Origin of the sequence: Streptomyces sp. NPDC005195, from assembly GCF_040608315.1 — a bacterium.
GTDB lineage: Bacteria > Actinomycetota > Actinomycetes > Streptomycetales > Streptomycetaceae > Streptomyces > Streptomyces kaempferi.
Genome location: NZ_JBEXHZ010000035.1, coordinates 19,450 through 43,621, shown reverse-complemented (window position 1 = coordinate 43,621; position 24,172 = coordinate 19,450). Strand labels below are relative to the sequence as shown.

General features: G+C 65.8%; 13 protein-coding genes and 1 pseudogene. 5 read left to right on the top strand and 9 right to left on the bottom strand.

Features of this window, described 5'->3' with window-relative positions:
• The first annotated feature begins 34 nt into the window (after positions 1-34).
• Together ABZV34_RS27440 and ABZV34_RS27435 are read left to right on the top strand one after the other, a co-directional pair.
• Positions 35-8,278 carry a ricin-type beta-trefoil lectin domain protein gene (locus ABZV34_RS27440; RefSeq protein ID WP_356282000.1) on the top strand — a complete coding sequence of 2,748 codons (8,244 nt, stop codon included), beginning with the start codon at positions 35-37 and terminating at the stop codon, positions 8,276-8,278.
• 63 nt (positions 8,279-8,341) lie between these two features.
• The gene (locus tag ABZV34_RS27435; protein WP_356281997.1) at positions 8,342-8,854 is read left to right on the top strand and encodes a hypothetical protein; all 513 of its coding nucleotides are present in this window, start codon (positions 8,342-8,344) and stop codon (positions 8,852-8,854) included.
• A 109-nt stretch (positions 8,855-8,963) separates the two neighbouring features.
• Here ABZV34_RS27435 and ABZV34_RS27430 read toward each other — a convergent pair whose 3' ends face one another.
• Entirely contained in the window at positions 8,964-9,371 is a 408-nt protein-coding gene (locus tag ABZV34_RS27430) for a hypothetical protein (RefSeq protein WP_356281994.1), read from the bottom strand.
• A gap of 201 nt (positions 9,372-9,572) precedes the next feature.
• Here ABZV34_RS27430 and ABZV34_RS27425 point away from each other — a divergent pair, with 201 nt between their 5' ends.
• A complete protein-coding gene (locus tag ABZV34_RS27425; protein ID WP_356281991.1) occupies positions 9,573-12,074 on the top strand; it encodes an AAA family ATPase in 2,502 nt (833 codons plus the stop codon).
• 413 nt (positions 12,075-12,487) lie between these two features.
• Here ABZV34_RS27425 and ABZV34_RS27420 read toward each other — a convergent pair whose 3' ends face one another.
• From ABZV34_RS27420 to ABZV34_RS27410, 3 genes are read right to left on the bottom strand one after another with little or no spacing between them, the layout of a single operon-like run.
• Positions 12,488-12,718: a UDP-N-acetylmuramoylalanyl-D-glutamate--2,6-diaminopimelate ligase gene (locus ABZV34_RS27420; protein WP_356281988.1), complete on the bottom strand. Its 231-nt coding sequence runs from the start codon at positions 12,716-12,718 to the stop codon at positions 12,488-12,490.
• 35 nt (positions 12,719-12,753) lie between these two features.
• Complete coding sequence (locus tag ABZV34_RS27415; RefSeq protein WP_356281985.1) at positions 12,754-13,878, bottom strand: protein-L-isoaspartate(D-aspartate) O-methyltransferase; 1,125 nt, start codon at positions 13,876-13,878, stop codon at positions 12,754-12,756.
• A gap of 28 nt (positions 13,879-13,906) precedes the next feature.
• Positions 13,907-14,626, bottom strand: coding sequence for a radical SAM protein (locus ABZV34_RS27410; RefSeq protein ID WP_356281982.1), 720 nt, complete (start codon positions 14,624-14,626; stop codon positions 13,907-13,909).
• Between the two features lie 61 nt (positions 14,627-14,687).
• Here ABZV34_RS27410 and ABZV34_RS27405 point away from each other — a divergent pair, with 61 nt between their 5' ends.
• Entirely contained in the window at positions 14,688-15,599 is a 912-nt protein-coding gene (locus ABZV34_RS27405; RefSeq protein ID WP_356281979.1) for a site-specific integrase, read from the top strand.
• Between the two features lie 6 nt (positions 15,600-15,605).
• On the opposite strand, the pseudogene ABZV34_RS27400 reads toward ABZV34_RS27405, so the two are convergent.
• Positions 15,606-16,100, bottom strand: a pseudogene (locus ABZV34_RS27400) (IS3 family transposase); the annotation flags it as partial.
• Between the two features lie 592 nt (positions 16,101-16,692).
• Between ABZV34_RS27400 and ltrA the strand changes: the two are divergent.
• Positions 16,693-17,952 carry a group II intron reverse transcriptase/maturase gene (ltrA, locus tag ABZV34_RS27395; protein ID WP_356281976.1) on the top strand — a complete coding sequence of 420 codons (1,260 nt, stop codon included), beginning with the start codon at positions 16,693-16,695 and terminating at the stop codon, positions 17,950-17,952.
• On the opposite strand, the gene ABZV34_RS27390 is transcribed toward ltrA, so the two are convergent.
• The 4 genes from ABZV34_RS27390 to ABZV34_RS27375 form a co-directional block, all read right to left on the bottom strand.
• The gene (locus tag ABZV34_RS27390) at positions 17,885-18,436 is read right to left on the bottom strand and encodes an IS3 family transposase (protein WP_356281973.1); all 552 of its coding nucleotides are present in this window, start codon (positions 18,434-18,436) and stop codon (positions 17,885-17,887) included. The two genes, ltrA and ABZV34_RS27390, sit on opposite strands and share 68 nt — an antisense overlap.
• Entirely contained in the window at positions 18,433-18,738 is a 306-nt protein-coding gene (locus tag ABZV34_RS27385) for a transposase (RefSeq protein WP_356281970.1), read from the bottom strand. The genes ABZV34_RS27390 and ABZV34_RS27385 overlap by 4 nt, the downstream gene beginning before the upstream one ends.
• A gap of 909 nt (positions 18,739-19,647) precedes the next feature.
• Positions 19,648-19,854 (bottom strand): hypothetical protein, encoded by a 207-nt coding sequence (locus ABZV34_RS27380; protein ID WP_356281967.1) that lies wholly within the window; start codon positions 19,852-19,854, stop codon positions 19,648-19,650.
• A 110-nt stretch (positions 19,855-19,964) separates the two neighbouring features.
• Positions 19,965-23,966, bottom strand: a complete 4,002-nt coding sequence (locus ABZV34_RS27375) for a LamG domain-containing protein (protein ID WP_356281964.1) — start codon at positions 23,964-23,966, stop codon at positions 19,965-19,967.
• Positions 23,967-24,172 lie beyond the last annotated feature (206 nt).

The following is a 24,172-nucleotide window of genomic DNA, read 5'->3' as shown; positions in this document are numbered from 1 at the left end:
GCCCCTCAAGAGGGGCGTCGTTGGGGGTTTACGCGTGAGTGGCAGACGGCGCTGGTTCGCGAGCACGTGGCACCGGAGGTTCTTCGGCGGTCTGGGGCTGTGGATCATTCCGGTGGCGCTGTTCTCGCTGCTGCTTCCGGTGGCGATCGCCTCAGGGTTCGGCATGCCAGGGTTCCTGGCCGGCCATTCCGACGACGACTTCGGCCGGCACGGTGGCTTCTCGTTCGACGGCAAGGTGTGGCGGCCCAAGAAGCTTCCCGCTACCAATGCCGTTGGGGCGCATCTCCTGCAGCCCAAGACGTCCAAGCACCCCAAGGGCTACAAGGCACTGGGGGCGTACCGCGCGCAAACGGCCCGCTGGCCCAAGGCCGGCAGCGCCGTTGTCGACTTCACTCCCCGGGCCAAGTCCAAGCCGGTCAAGGCAGGTTCACTTCCTGTGTGGGTCGCTGATGCCGACAGGAAGCGCAAGGTCGACTCCGTTCGGGTGCAGGCCGCATCGCACACCCAGACACTGCGCACCGGTGCGAACGGCATGCTCCTGGGCATCACCCCCGCCAGTACGGCGACTGCCGGGGGTCGGCTCAAGGTGGTCATCGACTACTCGGCGATCGCTCGCCAGTACGGTGGCGGTTATGGCTCCCGTCTGCAGTTGGTGGAGCTGCCCGGCTGCGCGCTGACGACCCCGCAGAAGGCGGGGTGCCGGAAGGCCACCCCGCTGAAGTTCACCAACCGGGCCGCCGCCGAGCAACTGACGACCACCATCACCGTGGCTCCCGTGTCAGGCGACGACGACATGGCCGACCCCAGTGCGAGTGACAACACGACCAGTGAGACTCCGTCGGCGAGCGTCAACGCCTCGCCGTCGCAGCCGTCCAGCACCGAGGCCGCCACGCCGAACGCCGGTACAGAATCCCCGAAGCCCGACCAGAGCACTGCATCCGCTAAGCCGTCCGAGAGCACGAACGGGGCGGCGGCGATGTCAGAGCGCACCGCACCACTGAGCGCAGTAGGCACCATGGCGCTCGCCGTGAGTTCTGCAACCTCCGGCTCGCAAGGTGACTATGGGGCGAGCAAGTTGTCGTCCGCTGGCACCTGGCAGACCTCCGCCACCGGCTCCTTCACTTATTCCTATCCGATCTCCGTGCCGTCCGCCGTCGGCAGCAACGCGCCGACTGTCGGGCTGAGTTACGACTCGCAGTCCGTCGACGGCGAGACCACTGCTCGCAACTCCCAGGCGTCTTGGGCCGGAGACGGCTGGAGCTACCAGGTCGGGTCCGTGCAGCGGGCCTACCGCCAATGCGACTCCCTGCTCGACTCCGACGGAGACAAAATTTTTAAGAGCTCCGGCGACGAGTGCTGGGGCGGCGACAACGCCGAGCTGTCCTTCGGCTCGCACTCCGGGACGCTCGTGCCCGACGGCGTCGACTCGAGCGTGCCCGGCGAGATCGAGCAGTGGCGGCTGCAGGGCGACGACGGCACTCTGGTACAGGAACTGTCCGGTGCCGAAAACGGCCTGCAGGATGGGGAATATTACCGGGTCCTGACCACGGACGGCACCGCCGCCTACTTCGGCGCGGACCACGCCCCCAGCGGCGCAGGCAGCGCGGCCATGCCCGCAGACCCCGCCGACGCCTCCACCCACTCCGCCTGGGGCATCCCGGTTCTGCACCCGCGTTCGAGCGACCCCTGCCACGACGACGCCAAGGGCAAGGCGTCCCGGTGCGACAAGCCCGAAGGCTGGCGTTGGAACCTCGACTTCGTGGTATCTCCGACCGGATTCGTGCAGCGCTACGACTACACCACCGAATCCAACTACTACGACCTCGGCGGCGGCCAGGCTACCGAGTCGGCCGATCAGGACGACACCGGCACCCTCACCTCCTATACCCGCGGTGGCGCGCTGACGCTGATCTCCTACGGTTACACGCTGGCCGACGAGCAGGCGGGGCGCACCCCTGCCGCCGAGGTGGACTTCGCCCTGGCCCAGCGCTGCCAGACCACCGGTACCTTCACCGACTGTTCGGCCGGCAACCTGAAGGACAGCACCGCGACCCACTGGCCTGACGTCCCATGGGACCTGCACTGCGACTCCACCGACAAGACCAAGCTCCTCGACGACGCCACAAGCGTTCCCGACGACGTGTGTGTCACGCCGAGCCCCACCTTCTGGACCACCACAAGGCTGGCGTCCATCACCACCATGGTCCACGTGAAGGCGACCGACCAGCTCACCGCGGTCGACTCCTACAAGCTGGGCCAGGTCTACTCGGACGCGGGCGGCACCGTGGACCCGGTCACCGGCACCACGGTGGACCCGAAGGACGCCGGGATGCTGCAGGCCGTGATGTGGCTCCAGTCGATCCAGCACACTGGCAAGGGCACCTACGGCAACGGCAACGACGACATCGCCCTGAACCAGGTGTCGTTCACCGGCACCGAGATCGACAACCGTGTCGACGACGACTCCCCGTCCGCTCCACCGCTGTACCGGCCGCGCATATCCAGCGTGCAGACGGAGACTGGTGAGTCCATCGCGGTCGAGTACAACTCCGCGCCCTGCGCGGGCAAGATGCTCGCCATCGATCATGCGGACAGCAACACCGAATCCTGCTATCCCGTGTACTGGACCGTACCCGGCGCCTCGAAACCGATCGCGGACTGGTTCAACAAGGTCACGGTCGACAGTGTCGCCGTATCGGACCTGACCATCGCCGGCCAGTACAAGCCAGACGCGCAGAACAACCCTGCCGGCTCGGAGACGCAGATCTCCCGCTACAGCTACACCGGCCCGGCCTGGCACCGCGACGACTCCGCGCAGACCGACGACCAGTACCGCACGTGGGACCAGTTCCGTGGCTTCCGCACTGTCACCGTGCAGACCGGGCAGGCCCCGGAACCGGTCACCCAGCAGACCACTACCTACTTGCAGGGCATGGACGGCGACTACAAGGCCGACGGCACTCGTCGCTCCGTCTCCGTCGACGCCAAGGTAGGCGGCCAGACGGTGCTGAGCGTGGCCGACTCCGACCTGATGTCCGGCTCCGCGCTCGAGGACGACACCTACACCAAGGCCGGCGGCACCGTCGATGCCGTTGCCGTCAACGGCCCGTTCAACTTCACCGCCACCGCCTCCAGTAACCAGACTCCCTGGACGGACTGGACCCAGGTGGACAATCCGGGCGACAACGAGCCGGACCTGTCCACTCTGCCCGACCTCGTCGCCCACAGGATCAAGTCCAGCAGTGGCATGAAATATGAACTCCTAGCGGACGGGACCTGGCGGCACACCAATACCGACACCGCGTACGACAGTCGGGGCCGCTTGTCCACCATCGACGAGCACGGCGGCGGCGATCCCCAGCAGGAGAAGTGCGCCACCACGACCTACGCGACGCCGCCGTCAGGTAACCCGATGGCCCTGTCCTACCCCGACCAAGTCACCACCGTCAGCGGCCCGTGCGGCACTGCGGCCGACGCCGCCACGCTCATGGCCGACCGCAAGCTCTACTACGACGGCGACGGCAGCCTCACCAGCCTGGGCGCCTTCGGGCAGCTTGAGCAGACCGGCAGCACGGCGGTCGGCAGGGTTACCGCCGTCCGCACGGCCACCGGCTACACCGGCACCACGGAGAACTGGCAGACCAACTCGGCGATGAAGTACGACGGCGCCGGTCGGATCACAGACACGCTCGACGTCACCGGACAGAACACCCACACCGACTTCACCCCGGCGTGGACCTCGGCCGGCGGCAACACCGACCCTGCCGCCATCACGACCACCAACTCCAAGAGCTGGAAGGTCAGCTCCGTCCTCGACCCGCTGCGCGGCCAGCCCACCGAGAACGTCGACGCCAACGGCCGCAAGACCGAGATCACTTACGACGCGCTCGGCCGGCGCACCGCAGTGTGGCTGCCCGGCCGAGATAAGACAGCCGGGCAGAGCGCGGACCGCACCTTCACCTATTCCATCAACCCCGGCGCCATCCCCGCACCGGGGGACACGATCACTCAGCCGGGCGCGCCGTCCGCGATCACCACGAAGACGCTTCGCGACGACGGAACGTACTCGACCTCCGTCACGATCTACGACGGCATGCTCCAGCCCCGGCAGACCCAGGCCACTGCCATGGGCGACTCCAACTCCGGCCGGGTCATCTCCGACACCTTCTACGACTCACACGGATGGCAGACGGCGGCGTACGCGCCGTACTCCGAGCCGACCACCTTCCCCTCGACCACGCTGTACGCCGCGAACGAGAACCAGATCCCCTCGGAGAGCACCACCGCCTACGACGGAGAGGGACGCTCCCTCAAGGAGACCCTCTGGCACCAGGCCGTCGAGCAATGGCACAGCTCAACCGGCTACCCGGGCGCCGACGAGGTCGACTCCACGGCACCAGCCGGGGGCCGCTCCACCGCCTCCTTCACCAACGCCGTCGGCCAGACCACCAGCACCGTGGTGAAGAACACCGGCTCCACCGTCACCCTGACGGCCGGCTCGGTGATCCCCTCCGGTACGTCGCTGACCTCTGGCAGCGTGCGCCTGACGATGCAGGCGGACGGCAACCTCGTACTGTCCGCCCTGGCGACCGGCACGACCATCTGGTCTTCCGGCACCTCTGGCCACGCCGGCGCCTGGGCCAAGTTCGGCACCGACGGCAACTTGATCGTCTACAGCACGGCCGCGGCCGTGTTGTGGACCACCGGCCTGACCGCGACCACCGGCGCCACCTTCCAGGTCCGTAACGACTCCGCCGCGGCCGTCGTCGCCTCCAACGGCACCACCATGCTGTGGAAGCAGGGCACCGCGGGCGCCGTCGCGGCAGCAGACGCCACCACCAAGTACACCTACACCCCCGCGGGCCAGGTCGACACGATCAAGGACAACGCGGGCAACACCTGGTCCTACACCTACAACCTGCTCGGCCAGAAGCTGACCCAGACCGACCCAAACACCGGCAAGACCACGTTCGACAAGTACGACGTCGCCGGCAACCTGCTGCAGACCACCGACTCCCGCGGCCAGGCGATGTCTTTCACCTACGACTGGGACAACCGCCCCACTGCGGAGTACGCCGCCGCCTGGTCGGCCACGCCCGACCAGGCCAAGCTGCTGGTCTCCCACGTGTACGACACGCTGGAGAAGGGCTACCTGACCTCCGCGACCCGCTACGTCGGCGGTGCCTCGGGAGCCGCCTACAGCCAGGCCGTCACCGACTACAACACGGCCTACCAGCCGCTGGGCACCACACTGACCGTCCCGTCGTCCGACGGCTTCGCGGCCGCAGGGCAGACCAGCGCTCCCGCCTCCGGCAGTGTTACCTACAGCTCGACCAACCGCTACACCGACACCGCCGGCCTACTGTCCACCACGCACTTCCAGGCGGACGGCAACCTGCCGGCCGAGGACATCGACTACGGCTACACCCAGCAGGGCAACCTCGACGGCATCGGCGGCTTCATCAACTCCGCCAACACACCGGCCTACCTGGACACGACTGTCCACGACGCCTTCGGAAGCGTGCTGCAGGCTGACTACGGCCGCACTGGCAAAGAGCTGGCGACTTTCGCCCAGTACGACGCCACGACCGGGCGGGTCACCCAGACCAGCAGCATGCTGCAGACGTCCACGACCGCTATGGACGTCACCAACCTGCGCTACAACCAGGCCGGTGAAATCACCGCCGTCGACGACCTGCAGGACAACACCAAGCACGACACCCAGTGCTTCACCTACGACTCCTTCCAGCGGCTGACCGCCGCCTGGACGGACACCGCCGGCATCACGGACCCGAACGCGGCCACCCCCGGTGCGACCGGCAGCTGCAACACCGCGCGGGTGCAAACCACTTCCACGTCCCCGATCACCGCTTCGACGGTCGGGGGTCCGGCCCCGTACTGGCAGACGTACACGTACGACCAGCTCGGCGACCGCACCGGCACGGTCAACCACGACTCCACCGGCAACGCCCTCAGCGACACTACGCAGAGCATTGCTTACACCGGTACCAACGGCACGGCCGGTGCGACCCTGCCTGACCAGGCGGGAACGACCACCGTCACCAGCCCGGGGGGTACGGCCACCGTTGCTCCGACGTACACCGACCCCGCGTACGGCAACGTCAACGCCGGCGACACTGTCAGCCGGAAGGTGACCAGCACCGGTCCGCTGACCAGCTCCTTCACCATCACCGGCGGCGGTAAGCGGTGCATCGACGACGCGGGCGGCTCCATCACGGCCGGGACCAAGGTGCAGGTCAACACCTGTAACGGCGCCACCAGCGAGAAGTGGAACATCGGCACCGACGGCACCGTGAAGGTCCTCGGTATGTGCCTGGACACCACCGGTAACGCCACCACCAGCGGCACCCTCGTGGTGATCGACACCTGCAAGACCGACGCCACCCAGAAGTGGAAGGTCACCACCACCGGCACCCTGGTCAGCAACGCCAATACGGCGATGTGCTTGACCGACCCGGCCGCCTCCGCCACCACCGGCACCCAGCTGACCCTCACCACCTGCGGCGGCACCGGCCAGACCTGGACTAACGCCGCCACCGGCGCCATCCCGGCCGGCCAGGGCCAGACCTTCACCTACGACGCCGAGGGCCGCACCGCCACCGTCGCCACCACCTCCGGCAGCCACACCAACACCAGCAAGTACCTCTACGACGCCCAGGGCGGTGTCCTCGAGCAGACCGCCGCGGTCGACGGGCTCGACAAGACCCGCGTCCTCTACCTCTTCGGTGGCGCCGAGCAGATCACCCTCAACGTCTCCGCCAAGACCTGGACCGGTCTGCGCAACATCACCGGCCCCGACGGCACCACCGTCACCCGCTCCAGCACCGGCACCGTCACCTACCAGGTCGCCAACGGCCAGGGCACCGCGATGACTGCAGTCGACGCCTCCACCCTGGCCGTCACCCGCCGGTTCTTCGATCCATACGGCAACCCGCGTGGCGCCAAGCCGAGTACCTGGGTGGCCGCAGACGAGAACCATGGGTTCCTAGGCCAGCCGGCCGACCCCGTCAGCGGCCTCGACCTGCTGGGCGCCCGCAACTACGACCCCGTCACTGGACGCTTCCTCACCCCCGACCCGGTCTTCCAGGCCGGCGACCCCAACCAGATGGGCGGCTACACTTACGCCGCCGACAACCCCGCCAGCAGCAGCGACCCCACAGGGTTCGACCCGGCCAGCTGGGGGGAGTCGCCCCAGTGCCAGGCAACCGGCATCGGCTGCGGCGGCGGCAAGAAGACGAAGAAGCACCACAGCGGCGGCGGCACCAAAACCTCCAGCGGCTCGGCCTCGCCCTCACCGTCTACCACTCCGACGCCTCCCACGGGGCCGAGCCCGGCCTCCACGCAGACGCCGACCCCCACGCTTGGCGAAACCCCCTGCCAGCCGGAGGACTTCGGTACAGACCGCTGCGAGAGTTATGACGGCGGCCAACTGATCTATACAGCCACCGGGATGTTGGCAGTGCCGGCCGCCGCGTGGTGTATAGGCACCGGCGTCTTGGACTGCATCGCGGGAGTGTTCACCGGCGCCGCAGATGCCGACGCGGGCGGCAGCATGCTGCTCGGCGTCCGGACAGTGGGCCTGGGCGTGGGTGCCGCACGGGCCATAGAAGAAGGCGGAGCAGAAGCTGCTGCGGGTGCCGAAGCCAGCGCAGCGAACGAAGCAGTCGACGACGCGGCCGACATTGTGGCTGCCAAGCGCGCCAACGCGCAGGAGCGTGCAGCAGAGGCATCCGCCGAAGCTGCTGAGCCGAGCTCGCCCAGTGCAGGGGCATCCGGGACGAAACCCTCGGCGCGGGACTCACGAGCGCCTGTACAGAAAACCGCTCCTGGTCGTAAGGCCTCGGCTGCGGCGACCGTCACCAAAACCACGGTGCCCAGGGGTACACGGATCGAGGATGGTCTTGCTGGCGCCCGGAACCTCCGTAATCGGATGGCGCAGCGCACCCTCTTCCCGAACGGTGACGGCATCCCGGCGAGCAGCGGCATCATGAAGAAGACATGGACAGCCGGCTACAACGCGGAGACGGGAGAGATCGCTGCTGCGTCGTCCGGATGCGGATACTGCGCTGAAGGGAATGTGATCAACGCCCTGGGCGGAGACGCCAACCGTGTTTCACTCACACGTGCTGTGATCTGGGACGCCCAGCTAGGAGCGTGGGACGAGATGCCGATCTGCGGTAGGTGCCAGGTGTTCCTGACTCCTGAGGACGTCGAACCCGGAGCCCTGTTCATGGACGGACCTTGGAGCGATGGGTGATCGGTTTACTCCTATACTCCGGGCTATGGACAACGAGCCGAGAAAATTGCATGGAGGGCGAGCATGGGCGTAAGTGTGTCCTTGATAGAGGCTCAGCGGATTGATTGGAGCTCCTTGCGATGTGGGTGCGGTGAGACGGGTGCTCATATCCCGGAGGTTTTCGCGCGCTTGTTGCAGGCTCGCACTCCGAGCGAGATCGCGGACGCGACACTCGATGGTCATATCAACGTCCAGTCCCTTCTCTTCGAGGTGGCGGTTCCGGTGACCTCACTCATCGCGGCAGCCTTGCAGGAGGACCTGCCCGAAGCCGTCCGCGTTCAACTACTCGATCATCTGCTGACCTGTGTCGCAGGGGAGTCCCATTGGACTGAGGTGGAAGCGGGCGCACCGGAGATCGAGGTTGACTGTCAGATCGTGGCTCGCGAGGCGATCTGGACGCTGTATCAGGAATACGCCAGTGGCCACGCGATGCTCGCCCGATACATCCTCGAAGAGGTGGACCCGGATCAGGAGCGGTTTTCCTTCTTCGATGCAAAGTTGATCAGCCGGATTCAGAAAGCGGTCAAGCGCCACTGAGCTGATTGGTCGGCAAGGCCCCTAGGCTGTTGTGAAACGAGGTCAATTAGCCTTGATCTTTCTTGAGGGTCCGCCGACTCCGTCGGCGGACCCTCAAGAAAGATCAAGGCTAATGGTCTTTTAGTGCCGCTTGTACGTGACGTTCCAGGGCGTCAGCGATCGCCCAACTCGAGCCGTCGTCAAGACGTTTCCAATTGCTGGTGGACCGGCATGTGAGGAGGGCATGGGTCTTGCCATCGGTGATGGTGATGTCTATGGACACGCGGATCTCGGGTCCGTACGGCGTCTTGCAGATCAGCGAAACCTTTCCGTGGCTCAGTTCGAGCACCTCGGAGATCACTGGTGGCTGTGCTTTCCTGATGGCATGAAGGGCGCTGTCGGCCAGCCGGAATGCGGTGGCGCCTGGCGCGTCGGCGGCCACGTGGCGGATGCCGGGCAGCCTTGCCGCCGTCGGCTTCAGGGACAGCCCGTAGTGGGCGACCGTACGGACAGCGGTGACTGTGTCCGCGGTGGTCACGACCAGTGTGAAAAGGACTCCGCAGGTCAGCCCGATGAGTGTGCTCTGTGTGAGCGTGGATGCCCAGGGTGCGTCGCCGCCCACGAGTAGCGCTGTGAGTGTCGCAGCGCCGACCACAAGGTCAGTAGTCCGCAGTTTGGGCACGATTCGCGCGCGTTGGTGTCACAATGCGGAGATCAACACGGCACCCTAGGGGGGCAGATGAAGCTGGACCGTGTCTACGTCCGGTTCTTCCGTTCGTTCAACTTCGACTATGAGCGCAAGGCCCACCGGGAGGTGAGCGCGCTCGAGTGGGAACGAACCAGCCTCGGTTGGTACCCGTTCGTACGATTGGACGTCGATCCTTACGTGACTGCGGTGGTCGGTGCCAATGAGTCGGGTAAGAGCCACCTGCTTGATGCGGTGAGCAAGCTGTTGACCGAAGAGTCCGTTGATCGTCGTGACTTCTGCCGTTACTCGGATCTGTACTCTGTGGAACACGGGGAGCGTCGCGTCTCGGATTTCGCCGGACGTTTCTCGGTTGAGACTGAGGAAGACACCGAGTTGATGGAGGCTCTGGGCTACTCCGGCGACGATGCGCGCGAGTTGCACTACGTGCGTTCGGGCAGCGGATCCTCCTTTGTCTTCACGGCGCGTAATACCGCACGCCGTGATCTTACGGCTGAAGAGGAGAAGGATCTTCGCGCTACGTTCCCGGATGTATTCCGGCTGGAGACGGAGGTGGCTCTGCCGGCGAGCATGCCGATCAGTCGGCTGGCTGGCCAGACCGTCGATGGTCACCCGGATCGCGCTGGCCGCCGACAGCTTCTGGACTCCCTTCCCAAGTTCGCGGTTGCGGACAATGAGATTCCCGCTCTTTGGTCCAGGATCTCCGGATTCCTCACGCCTCCGGTAGTCGATCCCACTATCACCCAGGCTCGTGAGAAGGAGTTCGAGCTCGGGCGTAGGCTGCTGCACGATGTCGCGCGAATCGATCCCGCTGCTTTCCGTGATCTCGACGCCGCTCTCACTGCCGAGCGTGAAGGCGAAGTCAACGCGATCATTCAGCGAATGAACGATGCCATCGCCAAACACCTGAACTTCCCGAAGTGGTGGGCGCAGGATCGCGACTTTCGACTTCTTCTGTCGCCGCGAGAGCGGGAAGTCGCCTTCACAATTCGCGACCGCACCGAGACCGAGTACTCATTCGCCGAACGCAGTCGGGGTCTGCGGTACTTCCTCTCCTACTATGTTCAGCTTCGCGCCAACCAGCGCCCGAGCGGACGCGAGCAACTCCTACTGCTAGACGAACCGGACGCCTACTTGTCCGGGGTCGGCCAGCAGGACCTCTTGCGCATTTTGGAGGAGTTCGCGAAGCCGGAAGACTCCTCGCCCGGTGGGCAGGTCATCTACGTGACGCACTCGCCCTATCTCATCAACCGTAATGCTGCGCATCGCATCCGTGTACTGGACAAGGGCAGCCACGACGAGGGCACACGCGTTGTCACCGATGCCAGCCGGAACCACTACGAGCCGCTGCGTACATCGCTGGGCCCCTTTGTTGCCGAAACGGCGTTCATCGGTGGCGCCAATCTGTTTGTGGAAGGGCTCGCCGACCAGGTCCTGCTTGCTGGGGTCTCCTCGCATCTACGTGGCTGCGGCGCGGCCCCCAGCCAGACACTCAACCTCAATGAGGTCACGATCGTGCCGGCGGGATCGGCAGGGGCCATCCCCTATTTGGTTTTCCTGGCCCGAGGACGGGACGAAATCAAACCACCATGCGTGGTTTTGCTGGACAGCGACAAGTCGGGCAACGATGCGGCGTCGCGTCTTCGTAAGAGTCCGGTCGGCCGACGAGCCTTCATCAATTCTAAGTTCATCCTTTCCGTCGGCCTATGGGCGAAGGACGTCGACCTGGCTATCGAACCCAGCGTGGTCGTCGAGGAACCGGAAGACCTAATTGCACTCGCGGTCGCCGCGGCAGCCTCCCGCCACTACGCCCAGCACGTGATCGGCCTCAAATACGAGACCACAGCCAAGCTCACCACGGGCGCCATCAAGGCGGCCATGGAGGAGAAGCCGCATGTCTGGGACGCAACAGTCAAGGCATTTTCCCTGGTCTTTCCCGGAGAGCACATTGAGAAGGTTGGCTTCGCGCGTGAAGTTGTGTCGGTGCTGGATGCCATGACCTCGGATGACGGGGACAGCGTGCTTGTGGAGGCTGTCGAGGCCACTAGAGAAAACTTCAGTCAGCTACTCGGACATCTTGCCGACCTGCTGCACGACGCCAGGACCATGGAGGACGACGCTCAGCAGCGAGACCGCGTCACCCGGCTCATCCGGGGTTTCCTGCGTGATCACGCGGATGGAGTCATCCGAGATCGTGCTCGCATTCTCTTCCGTGAGATTGAGAAGGCACTGGAAGACACGGATGAAGGTGACGCTCGCCGGACCCGGCTCGCTGACATGCGGCGCCGGTACGACCTCGGCAGTGAGCCGTTGCGACCCGTGCCGGACTACGACAACTTCAAAGAAGAGCTCGACGCCTTGCGTTATCAGGAACGGCTTGCACATCAGGACCGGCCAGATGAACCGGCGACGCTTCCCGAACTACCAGTCACCGAATCGGCCAGGGCAGCAAGCACACCAACGCCAGAGCCGCAGTTGACCTCGACGGAAGCGCCTACGACGTCATCTGTAACCGCTGGGTCGCCCGCAGGGTGACCGGAGCACAGCGGTGAGAATCCATCTGCTGTGAGACGTAGGCAGCTGCGGTGCCGGTGGGAGCTCTTCTCTAGGGCTTCGCTCAGGTTGCCTGCTGCCTGGGCTGTTCCCTGAGTGTGAGGTATTCGGCCCAGTTGCGGCCCCAGCAATCGCTCCAGCGAGGGATGGTTTTGTGTCAGCAGGCCGGCGGCCCCCGCAGCGTCAACGTCCCGTGCCAAATGGACGCAGTGAGCGCGTCGGGCGTTACGCGTAGGCGAGATGAAGCCGCGCAGCAGCGGCGAGGCCCCTCCCGGCTCAGTGGCGTGCACGGCCCCCATTCCGCTGCGCGCGGTTCAGTGGTGAACTCCATCGAGGCGGCGGGGAGCGCCGACTGGGCGAGGTCGCCCGGCAGGATGATGCGGCAGAAGTCCGGGTCAGCTGAGGATTCCGGTGAGGGGCTGGCCGGTGAGAGCCTGGGCGATCTGCCACCGCATTCCGCCCCGCGAGCCCTTGATGATGACGATGTCGCCGGGCTGGAGGAGCTTTTCCAGCAGGTCGGTGGCTGTTTGGTTGTCGCCCACGATGGCGGTGTCCACCCCTGCGTGTGCCGCGCCGAGAGCGAGCTGTTTCGCCAGTTGGTCGCCGACTGCAATCACGATGTCCACGCCGAGTTCGCCAGCCTCCTGGCCGCATCACAGCGTCACGGACCACGTTCCGCGGGAGAGAGTGGTCTGTCCGTCGGGTGTGATGGTGACCCGGGCGCCGTGGACGGGCAGGGACCCGACGGTGTTGAGCCGGTCGCGGATGGATTCGAGGTCGTCCCAGAGGCGGCGGGGCCGCCCTGATGCACCGTCGGCAGGATCAATCGGCCGGACGTGGTCGCCCGCGCCCAGGAGCCATCACGGTGCATCAGCCACACGGTCCGTAAGTCACCGTCGCGGCTCCTGTGGTGCTCGACTCCCGGAACGGTGAGCTCCAGCATCGACATCACGTCCCAGGCGTCCGGGACGTACACCAGCGGGTATCGGCTGACGCCCAGTTCTTCCCCGTCGCCGTGCGCCTTCTCCCACAGGTCCGTGCTGGGGGAGTTGTCCTCGTAGTCCTCGCCGGACCGGACGCGCATGAAAGCAGCACCGTCGTGAGGAATGTGTCCCTCGGCTCCCCCGTCGGCGGTCTTGTCCGCAACGAGGATGAGCCCGGTGTCGGTGATGGTGGTGACCATCCGCCCGTTGGGGCGCAGGGCATCCAGCCAAGTCGTCGGGATCTGCCGCACGGACACGGTGGCGACGATCCGGTCGTACTCGCCGGGAAGGGGCTTGGTGAGATCCGCGACGGCCACCTCCGGGTGCAGCCCGACGGCGTCGAGACGTTCGGTGGCCGCGGCCACCAGGTACGGGTCGACGTCGAGGCTGGTCACGAGCTCGTCCCCGAGCCGCCGGCAGATCAGGGCTGTGCCGTAGCCGGTCCCCGTCGTCACCACGGTGCGGCTGCCCTCACCGAGGGCCGCGTGCCGGTACATGCCCACCACCAGGCTGGGGTGCGTCGACGACGATGTGGTTCTGCCCGACTCGACGACGGCCCCCGAGGCGGCGTGATCGGCGTGGTGGGGGCCGACACGGGTGACGAGCGTGCTGTCGGTGTAGACGGTCCGCATCCACGCTTCGGGGTCGCTCTCGCCGGTGCGGAGCTTCCGACCCGTTTCACCCCTGACCCACCACCGCGGCACGAAGGCGTGCCGCGGTGTGGTCGCAAGGGGCTCGTGCCAGCGCGACTCCGGCCGGACCAGTTCGCCGGCCAACCGTCGTGCGTGCTGCTCCCATTTCATGTCCGCTCCTTGCATTTGGTACGGCAGCTCAACTTGCCGGGTTGCATGTGTCGTTGCCCGACGGCTGACACGAATCGTCGTTCGGTGAGCAGTCGGGCGGGCAGGGGGCCACCCCGCGCGGGGAGGGGATACTCGCGGCGAGCTGGTCCCACTGCGGGCTGGCCAGAATCTTGCCCAGTGAACCCGCCCTGACGTCTCCCACGCTCAGGAAACGGCCGATCTCGCACACCGCGACCCTCCCGTCGGGGAGGATCGCCGCCTTCCCGTCGGCGCAGCGCCCGCACAGCTCCCCCGTGGAAGGGATGCGGGACGTTGCAGCGTTGCCGACGGCGCGAACGCGGCTGATGCTGACGCCCGAAACACCCAACGTAACCATCTCGGCGCGGGCCTCTTCTGCTCGCTGCCCGTTGCCCCCGTCGACGATGGCGACCTTCACGGGGATGTTCCGGCGCACGGCCTCGATGATGTTGGCGCGGGTCGCTTCGTGGGAGCCGAGCCGTCCGGAGATCTTGTCGTGCTGGGCGGAGTCATCGCTGTGGTAAGTCGTCGCGACCCTCACGTGCGGGTCGGAGAACAGCGCCCAGTGTTCGGCGCGGAATCGGAAGAGGTTGGGGTAGATCCGAACCCGGACGCCGGTGTTCAGCGCGTGCTGAACGAGCTGGGTGAAGTCGGGGTGCAGGGTGGGCTCGCCCCCGTTGTCTCCGCTTAGTTGAGCTGTCTCTTTGAGGTCCCGAGAGGCACTAGCCATCCAACCAATCTGCCATCTGTCGTTTGCAGTTGAGTGTGTCTCATACCTAGAGTCGCGCGTCATGCAACAGACGTTCTTCGCCGCCGAGGGCTGGCAGCCCTGGGGCCTCGATGCCAGGCCGGTGATCCCCGACGGCATGCCGGTGCTCGTCGATGACGACTTGCTGTACGAGGACGGCGGAGCGCCGCGGCCGACTGTCGCGGTGAATCGGTGGCTACGTGAGCTGCCGTCGAGCGGCTGCCCGTCACCGCGGTCGTGGCGGTACTACGCGCAGGTGCTGCGCTGCTGGTTGGAACATCTGGCTGCGCACGGCTTCGGCCCGTTCGAGGAGCGCACGCGTCTGAAGGCCGCGCTGAGTTCGTACGCGGTGCTCCGGGCGAACGGTCCACTGGAACAGCGGATCGAGGCCACGACCTGGAACCAGCACATGAGCATCCTTTCCGGCTTCTACCGGTGGGCCGTGGCCGAGGGCTTGGCGTCAGCGGAACCGTTCTCCTACAAGCAGGCCCAGACGTTCTTCGGGGGCCAGGTACGCGAGCGGACCGTGAACATGGCGGTCCGACGCACTCCGAAGGCCCACGTCACGATCAAGTACCTGGAGGCGGACTTCGCCGAGCTGTTCCTGCGCAGCCTGGCCGGGCTGGGACCCGACGGGCGCGAGGATGAACGCTTCCGGGGTCGGGAGACCGCTCGAAACGCCGCGGTCGGACGGCTCGCGCTGTCGACTGGCCTGCGCCGCCAGGAGTTCACATATCTGCTCGCGGCCGAGATCCCGCCGCTTCCGCCGCAGTCGACCACGCTGCCGATCCCCTTCCCGGTGCCGGGCGGGATCACCAAGGGCCGAAAGTACCGAACGACCTGGATCGAGTACGGGGCACTGGCCGAACTCCACTGCTACATCGACCTGTTCAGGCGGCTGTCTGTGGAGGGTGCGGGGTGGAGTCCGCCTGCGGCCCTTGGCCCCGGATGTTGAACACGTCTATGCGGCTTGGGTCAGGGTAGTTGCTGCTGGTCGGAGGGTGTTCTCGTAGGCGATCGGCGACCGCTGGCCGAGGCGGGAGTGCCGGCGGCGGGTGTTGTATCGGGTCAGCCAGCGGAAGGCGTCGAGCCTGGCCTCACGCTCGCTCGGCCAGGCTTTGCGGCCTTTGAGCGTCTCTCTCTTGAAGGCGGCGTTGAAGCTTTCCGCGGCTGCGTTGTCCGCGCTTGATCCGATCGCGCCCATGCTCTGCCGGACCCCAGCTGACCTGCAGAGTTCCGCGAAGGCCCTGCTCGAATATTGAGATCCGTGGTCCGTGTGCATGATCGCTCCGGCCAGGCTCCCGCGGGTCCGCTCGGCCGCCGTCAGGGCGTCGGTGACGAGCTCGGTTCGCATGTGGTCGGCGAGGGCCCAGCCGGCCAGCCGTCGTGAGGCGAGGTCGATGACGGTCGCGAGGTAGAGCGGCTTCGCGCCGCTGACCGGCAGGTATGTGATGTCGGTGTGCCACGAACGCATGAAGAGGGGTAATTGATGTTCAGGTAGGTGCCCTTTGGAATGCGGTGCTGCGTGAAAGATGAAGGTAGGCCCTTCGGAGCCGCCCTGCGGGGGGAGGCTTCAAACCGCCACATGCTGCGTTGGCTGAAGACCGTCGTGGTGAGCGATGTGGAAAAGGCGTCCGCGAGACGTCAGGTGGGGATCAGGAAGGCGAGCGCAAGCGAATCGCTGATGACGTGTCGAAAACATACTCAGACGGCATCGAAACTGGGGGTGTAGATATGGCTCCAGGACAAGTCTGGCGGAAACCCGATTTACTGGCCAGATGGTGCCCGGCATGGAGGCGACGCGAGCCTGGTCTGCTGCTTTCGCGTGGAACGTGGGAAGGCGAGCCTCGTGCTGTTGCCCGTATGGGCGACCGCAGGGAGCGCCCCGAAACGGCGGAAACCGTGAGGGGCTGAGTACCGATACGGGGCTCGCTGGCGGACCGGTCCGTAGTAGTGCTGAAGCCTCTGTAATGGAGGTGGAGCGAAGGGACCGGGTCATCCGTGGCTGTGTTCGTCCGATCAACCAGGCGTTCCCTGGGAGGAGTCGCATGGATGCGCTGAAAGCGTCAGAGAAGTCGTTCACTATCTCGAAGTGGGAAGTATGGGAGGCATGGGAGAAGGTTAGGGCGAACAAGGGTGCGCCGGGGGTGGATGGCTGCACGATTGAGGAGTTCGAGAAGGATCTGAGGAGGAACCTCTACAAGGTCTGGAATCGAATGTCTTCGGGCAGTTATTTTCCGCCTCCGGTGCGAGCGGTAGAGATTCCGAAGTCGCATGGCGGCGTCAGGATTCTTGGTGTTCCCACGGTCGCGGACAGGATTGCGCAAACCGTGGTCGCCGCCCGGCTGGAACGGAAGGTGGAACCGGTATTCCACTCCGATTCTTTCGGGTATCGGCCTGGACGGTCCGCTCTGGACGCGGTGGAGAAATGCCGGGAAAGGACGTGGAAGAGGGACTGGGTGGTCGATCTGGACATCCAGAAGTTCTTCGACAGCGTCCCCTGGAACCTCATCGTCAAGGCGGTGGAGGCTCATACCGACGTCGTTTGGGTGAAGTTGTATGTGGAACGGTGGCTCCGGGCACCGCTCCAATTGCCCGACGGCACCTTGCAGAGGCGGGACCGCGGAACCCCTCAAGGTTCAGCGGTCTCGCCTGTGTTGGCGAATCTGTTCCTGCACTACGCGTTCGACGTGTGGATGGCTCGGGAGTTCCCTGACATCCCGTTCGAGCGGTATGTGGATGACGCGGTCGTGCACTGCGTCAGCGAGCGTCAGGCCAGGAGACTGGTCGAGGCGATCGGGAACCGGATGGAGGAGGTCGGGCTGCGTCTGCACCCGGCCAAGACCCGGATCGTCTACTGCAAGGACGCGAACCGGCGGGGCGCATACACGCAGACGTCGTTCACGTTCCTGGGGTTCACGTTCCGAGCCCGCGCGGCCCGCAGCAGGCACGGGGTGACCTTCCGGTGCTTTCTGCCGGCGGTCAGCAAGGATGCCTTGAAGAGAATGAGTACCGAGGTACGCAGTTGGCGTATTCATCGGCGCACCCGCCATACCTTCGCTCAACTAGCACGGTTCATCAACCCGATCGTGCGGGGATGGATCCAGTACTACGGGGCGTACTACCGCTCCGCACTGGAGCCCCTCCTGCGGCGCGTCAACGCCTATCTGGTGCGCTGGATCCGCCGAAAGTACAAGCGGCTCGCGGGTTTCAAGAAGGCCAAGGAATGCTTCCAGGGAATCACACAGCGATACCCAGGGATGTTTTTCCACTGGCGGTTTGCCCGCCACTTCTGGTGCTCAGGATGACAAGAGCCGTGTAACGGGAGACTGTTATGCACGGTTCTGTGGGAGCCGGAGGGGGAAGTTCCCTCCGGCTACCCGACCCGACGTACTTCATGTTGACCTCGGCCGCAGTGAAGTGACGGCCAATCAGGTCCGGTGCCTTCGCCGCGGCCTGATCCGCGACGGTGGTGCGGTGCCGGCGGCGCAGACGGACTCCCTCGATTCCGATGGTCCGCATGATCCTGGCGACGCGCTTGTGGTTGACCGCCGGGCCGCCCTCGTCGCGGAGTTCCGCGGTGATTCTGGGGGCTCCGTAGGTGCCGTCGGAGTCCTGGTGGACCTTGCGTATCCGGGCCGCGATCCCGGCTTCGACGGCCTGGCGGGCCGCTCTCGCGGATGCGGTGCGGCGCCAGTAGTAGAAGCTGGAGCGGGCCAGGCCAAGGATGTCGCAGAGCCGCTTCACGCCGTGTCGGCGCTGGTGATCGTCAACGAACTGGTAGCGGTTCACCAGCGCGTCTCCGTCGCGAAATACCGGGCCGCCTTGCGGAGAATGTCGCGTTCTTCCTCCAGCTCACGAATCCTCTTGCGGGCGGCAGCCAGCTCCGCCTGAACGGCGTCGCCGACGGCCTGCGAGGCGGCCGACGGTGCGCAGTGGGCGCCAGCTCGGCGCCCATCAGCGGCCCGGATCCAGTTCCTCAGCGTCTCGGTGTTCACCCCGAGATCACCGGCGACCGACTTGATCGTCGCTCCCGGCCTCGACCGGTACAACGCGACCGCGTCCGCCTTGAACTCGGCGGGGTAATGCTTCATCCCCACAGGGGACTCCGTTCTCCTGGACCATCAAGATCCAAGTGTCTCCGGTGTCCAAGATCCGGGGTCAAGGCCCAACGACGACATCGATACCGTGTCGGGTGACGGGCATCCATGCGCGGCTGTTGCCCCTGCCCTCCATGTTCGTGACTCAACTGGGGCCCGGGCCAACCAACTTCGACGCCCGCGTGGCCGCCTGCTTCGCGTGATCACGGTCCCGGAGAACGATCCGCGGGTTCGAGCCGAATCGGCAGCAGCCGGCCGCGTCCACCAGAATCATGATCGTGGGCCAGGACGTGATCCGCGGGGACGTGTTTGGGGAACGCGACAGCGAGCGGCCCCAACATCGCCCTGGCGGGCGAATTCGCACGCGAGCCCTGGGCGCGGGCTTTCACGTAGTGCTCGGAGGGATCCTGTACGCCGACTGCTGCAGCCACATGATCATGTTTCTGGTTGAGGACCATCGTGGTGATTCCAGCGTTCCTCCGCACCGCCCACCTGCACGCGGCAGCTGGGCCGCCCGGGGGCTCGGGTCTACTTCGCTCCGGACGATCCGCAGGGCCAGCCTGCCGCGCTGGACCTGACTACCTCGCGGCGCTTTCTGCTGACCGGCGGAACCGATGAGAGCCTGCTGGACATCCGGGTCGAGATTGACGTCCCCGCAGCCGCGGCACAGAGCCGAACGCACGCGTCGGCGAACGAACCGAGCAGGCCCATGCACCCTGACCGAAGCGTCAAGTTCCTGCTCTGCAAGCCCAAGGACCCAGAAGCCAAGGGAGGCGCGCCGGTAGAGGGACGCCGGGTCACTCGTCCAGGTGCTCCTGTTCTCGGTCCGGCAGTGTAGACGTGCTGGTACGAGTTGTGCGTTGACCGGGCGTGCGGTTCGCGGTCCTTGTTAATGCATGCTGGTCAGCTGCCAGTCAGGACAAGGGCTGCACCGGTCAGGACGAGGAAGAGTCCGAGCGCGGTGCCGATCCAGCCGAGGGTGACAAGAAAGACCGGCCTGTGAATCATCGACGAGGATGAGGCCGCTCCTCGGTTGAGATTACGACGGCGTATGCCGAATGCCCGGATACCTGCAAGTATCGCAAAGATTCCTATAATTATATACTGCATGAAAATACTCCTTGATGGTTTTTTCTGTTGCGCTTATCGCCGAGGGGAGACGGTGCAGTCGATGTCCGCACCCGGAATCTCCGGGTGCGGACATCGGGATGGCCGGTTCGTCAGTCGAGTTGGCTGACCCTGGGCAGGTCGCCGTTGGCTGCAGCGTCGGCCGGGGGAAGAGCATAGGGATAGATGCGGACGTTGCTGATCGCGCCGTTGGTGTATTCGCCGTAGGTCCCGGAGGCGAGCTTGCGGCCCAGCTGCAACGGACCGGTGGCGTTCCAGGGGGTGTATGTCCAGTCGGTGGTGGCGGTGAGTCTGCCGTCGACGTAGAGGCGGATCTCCTTGGCGGAGGCGTCGTACATGGCGAGGAGATGGGTCCACCGGCCGACGACTGCCTTCGTGCCGTAGGTTGCCCGCCAGACTGCGCCGGTGGCGTCGGTGCTGTGCCGGCCGAACGCCCAGGCTTGTGCGCCGGAGGAGTAGTAGAGCTGGAATCCGTTGTTGGTGGTGCCGTTCTGAGAGAGGAATGTGCTGTTGGCAGTCAATGAGTTGAGCTTGGCCCAGGCGGAGACGGTGAAGCTCTTGGAGGTATCTACTGCGGGGCCGCTCGCACTGGCGTATCCGGTGGTGCCGTTCAGCGTGAGGGCGTTGCCGCGGGTGCTGTCGGTGGTCCAGGAGGAGCCGCCGCCCAGAGTGGCGTTGAGTGTGCCGGTGCCGTCGGAGGCGGTGGCGCCGGTTCCCTCGGCGAGTTTCCACCAATGGGTGGCGGTGTCGGTGACCGATCCCAGCGAGACCGGTGAGGCGAAGTCGTAGGTGGGCGGGGAGGTCAGGACGAGACTCTGACGGTAGTTGTATTCGATGAGCTGGCCGAACGTGTCGACGGTGTACAGGTCAGGGAGCCCGTCAGGTGCACCGGGGTTGGTGTCGAGCGGCCGGACCTCGCTGTTGACGTCGCCCGGGGAAGCGACGACGGGGAAGGCGGTTGGCGACAGGGTGAGCGGCAGGTTGGTGTGCGTGGTGGGGTGGAGGAGAGAAGGGATCAGAGTGGTCGGGTCGACGGTGATCGGGTAGCTGTACAGCTGGCCGGTCGTGTTGTCGCGGGACCACAGGATGGGCTTGCCCTTGAAGGTGCCGGCGGCGATCAGGCTCTGGCCGGTCCAGTCGCCGTCGCCGAGGAGGAGCGGGTTCTTGAGGTGGTAGCCGCCGTCGGACTGGTAGATCCAGAGTTCCTTGTTCTCGACGGTGATGACGGCGGGGTAGTCGTCGGTGTTGCCGAAGACGTTGCCTGGGGCGATGAGCTGGCTGACGTTCCAGCTCGTGCTGTTGTAGTCGGTGCTGCGGCAGCGTGTGTCGTCCGTGACGACGTCGGAGGGTGCGCAAGTGTCCTTGACGACGCGGTCGAAGCGCTTGTCGACGAAGCCGCCGAGGGTGGACCAGGGCTTTCTCGGAATGGCCGCGTCGTCGACCGGATCGAGGTCGTTTTTGACCAGGTAGAGGTTCTGGTTGGTCTTGTTGTACGCCCAGAGGTCGTCGCCGTTGGCGCCGTGCAGGTTGCCGCGGTGGGCGATGAGGTAGTTGTTCCAGCCGGTGCCGTCGGGCGAGTCCTGTGCGGAGGACACGGTCACCGGGCCGGTGACCTGGGGTGGGGTGCCGTCGACAGGGTCGCTGTGGATGGGGTCGACGTTCTGGGCGGGGTCCTGGTCGCCGGGGATCAGGTCGAGGTCGCCGGTCTTGGTGGTGGCCAGCAGGTCGGGTATGCCGTCGCCGGAGATGTCACCGGGCTTGATCTTGGTTGCTGGGTTCCACGGAACCGTGAAGGTGTATCCGGCGGTGCTGGTGGAGATGTTGCCGGCTTTGTCGACGCCGGCGACGTACAGGGTGTGCACACCCCAGTCCTGGATGGGGACCGGGATGGTGGCGGTGGAGCGGCCCTGGCTGTCGGTGCCGGAGACCGCGGCAGTCTGGCCGTCGGTGTCGGTGGGCGGTGAGTCGAGCTGCCACAGGAAGGACTTCATGCCGCTGGACTTGCAGGTGCCAGGGTCGCAGGTGTCGTCGCTGGCCGGGGCGTCGGTGCCGGCCACGCTGAAGTTGGTGGTCTTACCCGGGCCGGCGTAGACGGGGTCGCCGTCTCTGGCAGTTCCGACCTGCGGGAAGGAGGGGTTGCCGGAGATGTCAGGGGTGGGCGGCGCGGTGAAGTCGGTGGTGAACCAGCAGTGGTCGGACTTGCCCGAGGTCAGGTTCTGGTCGGGGGAGTCATCTTCGGCGTAGACGTCCCAGCCGTACTGGTGGCCGTCCTTCAGCGTGGCGCCGATCGGCATCGCTGCGTCTGTGCCGGAGGCCAACCAGCCGCTGTCCGGGGTCGAGACGGAGGCGCCGTTGCCGTCGCCGTCCGGGTCGATGGTGCGATCCCAGACGTAGTAGTGGGCTTTGACCTTCTCGCCGGAGATCTGGCTGGTGACGGTGGAGTGCAGCGTGATGTTGCTGCCGGCATCGGAGTAGGTGGTGGCGCCGATCCAGCCCACGCCACTGGTGGTGCAGGCGGCCGATGCGTCGGTGGCGGCCGGTGTGGTGTGCAGACTGGTGGGGATGCCGGGCGGGATGTCGAACTTGGTGGTGAGGGTCAGCGTGGTGGAAAGGCGCAGGTAGTCGTCGTTGCTCGACGATTCCGATTCGTTGCCGTACAGGCCGATGGTCCAGGTGTTGGTGCCATCGCCGAAGGTGCCGTCCGCGTCGTAGCCGTTGCCGTCCTGGTCGGCGATCTTCTGGGCCTGGTCGGTGACGTGGAAGGTGGCGGTGCTGTTGCTGCAGGAACTGCCTGAGTTGGCGCCGCTGGGCACTGTGTCGGTCACTGTCGGGAAGGCGGTGTCGTGGACGCCGGGACGGGACAGCCAGTCGGTGCTGGAGCTGATCGCGTTGGTGGTGTGGAGCGTGAGCGGCTGGTTCTGGCTGCAGTTGAAGCTTGCCGCGTACGTGGTGGAAATCTTCACGTAGGCGTCGTAGACGACGAACGAGGAGTGCAGGCCACTGGTGTTGATCGCCCAGTACGAACGCTCCAGGCCGACACCGCAGGCTCCACCCCATCGTTGATAGCCCGCACCCTGGCCGTTGGTCTGCGCCTTGTCGTATTGCGGGGAGTTGTTGCAGGTCGAGCTGGAGTAGACCTCGGTGTAGTGGCCGGCGGTGGAGGTGACCGGATTGGTGTAGGGGTCGATGTATACCGGGTAGGTGGTGTCGGGGTCGCTGAGCATGTCCGCGTCCGGGGTCAGCGTCACGGTTTTGCTGGTGGCGGTCATGGCGACTGGCTCGGTGTCGGCTTCCGGACCGGGGCCGTCCACTGAGGACGTCCCGTCGGTCACCGGTCCGCCAGGCTTGGCCGGAGAAGTGGAGGAGTCCCACATCAGCGGCCGCGGGGTGGTGTAGGCCAGGTTCCCCTCGGCGGTGGTCGCCCTCATCGTGTCGGAGTCGGTGGTGGCCAGCGTCAGGTCGTGGGCATCGACCGCCAGCCTGAGTTGCTGCAGTTGAGGGTTGGCCGCGGCGTCCGCGTCATGAACCACAAGGACGTCACTGAATCCGCCCTGGTCGGTCACGGAAACCGACAGGTCGACGCCGAGCAGTACCGAGGGGTAGAACGCGGTGTCGTCGTCGACGGTCGGTGCGGGCAGCTTGAAGGGCAGGGTCAGAGCCATGCTGGGTCCGTCAGCGTGGGTGAGGGTAACCAGTGGGCCGTCTCCCCCGCCCGAGAGGGTCACTGCGTTCGGCGTGGCCCTGGGGGTGTAACCGCCGTGGCCGTTGGCGACCAGTGTGGAGTCCACCGGTGCCCATACGCCGTCTTTGAAGACGCGGGTGGGCAGTGCGCTGGTGGTGTTGGTGAAGGTGCCGTCCGGCAGTGCTTCGGTCGTGGAGACCTCGGTGGTCAGTGCGTCGACGGGGACGTTCTTTCCGGTCGAGAGGGCCTCGGCCCGGGCCGCGAGGAGCGGGTCCGACGGGGCGGGTGCGGAGTCGTCGGCCACGGCAGGAAGCTGGGGGAGGGCTACAACCAGGCCCAGTACGGTGGCGATCAGGGCCAATTTGCCGCCCGCGACGGCGCGTCTGCGGCGGTTGCGTATCGGAGGTCTCAACACCGGTCGGGCTTCCTTCGGTTCGCGGGGCAGCGGGATGGGGAAGCCCGTGTGCCACAGAGGTCTGTGAAGTGATCAATTTCGACACAGAACCTACACAGGTTCCGTCATGAACATGCATGGCCTTCCCATGGAAATGGCAAAGGGTCTTGAGTAGCGATCATGGCCATACCTAGCCTCCACACGATCACTTACCTGTGGTCTTG

What these genes read in the sequence shown, in the direction of transcription:
- ABZV34_RS27435 (WP_356281997.1), top strand. Translation starts at nt 8,342, where the DNA reads ATGGGCGTAAGTGTGTCCTTGATAGAGGCTCAGCGGATTGATTGGAGC.
- ABZV34_RS27425 (WP_356281991.1), top strand. Translation starts at nt 9,573, where the DNA reads ATGAAGCTGGACCGTGTCTACGTCCGGTTCTTCCGTTCGTTCAACTTC.
- ABZV34_RS27415 (WP_356281985.1), bottom strand. Translation starts at nt 13,878, where the DNA reads ATGAAATGGGAGCAGCACGCACGACGGTTGGCCGGCGAACTGGTCCGG.
- ABZV34_RS27410 (WP_356281982.1), bottom strand. Translation starts at nt 14,626, where the DNA reads ATGGCTAGTGCCTCTCGGGACCTCAAAGAGACAGCTCAACTAAGCGGA.
- ABZV34_RS27405 (WP_356281979.1), top strand. Translation starts at nt 14,688, where the DNA reads ATGCAACAGACGTTCTTCGCCGCCGAGGGCTGGCAGCCCTGGGGCCTC.
- ltrA (WP_356281976.1), top strand. Translation starts at nt 16,693, where the DNA reads ATGGATGCGCTGAAAGCGTCAGAGAAGTCGTTCACTATCTCGAAGTGG.
- ABZV34_RS27385 (WP_356281970.1), bottom strand. Translation starts at nt 18,738, where the DNA reads ATGAAGCATTACCCCGCCGAGTTCAAGGCGGACGCGGTCGCGTTGTAC.
- ABZV34_RS27380 (WP_356281967.1), bottom strand. Translation starts at nt 19,854, where the DNA reads ATGCAGTATATAATTATAGGAATCTTTGCGATACTTGCAGGTATCCGG.